Here is a 586-nt window from a genome sequence, read left to right as displayed (position 1 = left end):
GTTCTTGGGGCACTACTACCAGAAGCTGATAAAGCCGACCACGATAAAAGAGTTAATCCAGCGTGGCGACCTGAGCGCCTATGAGTTCTATGCCCCCACAAAACCCGATCTAACGGGGATGAAATCCACTCAAAGCTATGAGTACGGCAATGACTACAAGGAAGATGAGATTGCCGAAATCATGTGCGGGGCTGATTTGGTGGGGGATATCGTAAGTAGCTGGCTGAAACTGGGCGAGAACCAGCCCACTATTTGCTTCTGTGTCAACGTCAGTCATGCCAATTTTATCACGGTCGAATTCAACCGTGCCGGAGTAAATGCGGAGATCATGACCGCCAGTACACCTCCTGACGAACGGGATTTGATCATCCATAAGTTTGAGCAGGGGGCGACGAAAATTATTGTAAACATTGGAGTTCTCGCGGCGGGTTTTGACAGTGATGTGCGGTGCATTATCTACGCCCGTCCCACCAAGTCAGAAATCCGTTGGCTCCAAACAATCGGTAGGGGTCTGCGTACTGCCAAGGGTAAGGACAGATGCATCATTCTGGATCACTCCGGCACGGTTCACCGCCTCGGTTATCCC

At 51.0% G+C, this 586-nt stretch carries 1 protein-coding gene; it reads left to right on the top strand.

What is annotated here, in order from left to right:
- A partial coding sequence (locus Xvie_RS20535; RefSeq protein WP_279625700.1) for a DEAD/DEAH box helicase occupies positions 1-586 on the top strand: 586 nt, incomplete at both ends.

Source organism: Xenorhabdus vietnamensis, from assembly GCF_002127535.1.
GTDB lineage: Bacteria > Pseudomonadota > Gammaproteobacteria > Enterobacterales > Enterobacteriaceae > Xenorhabdus > Xenorhabdus vietnamensis.
This window is presented reverse-complemented; position numbering and strand designations above follow the sequence as displayed.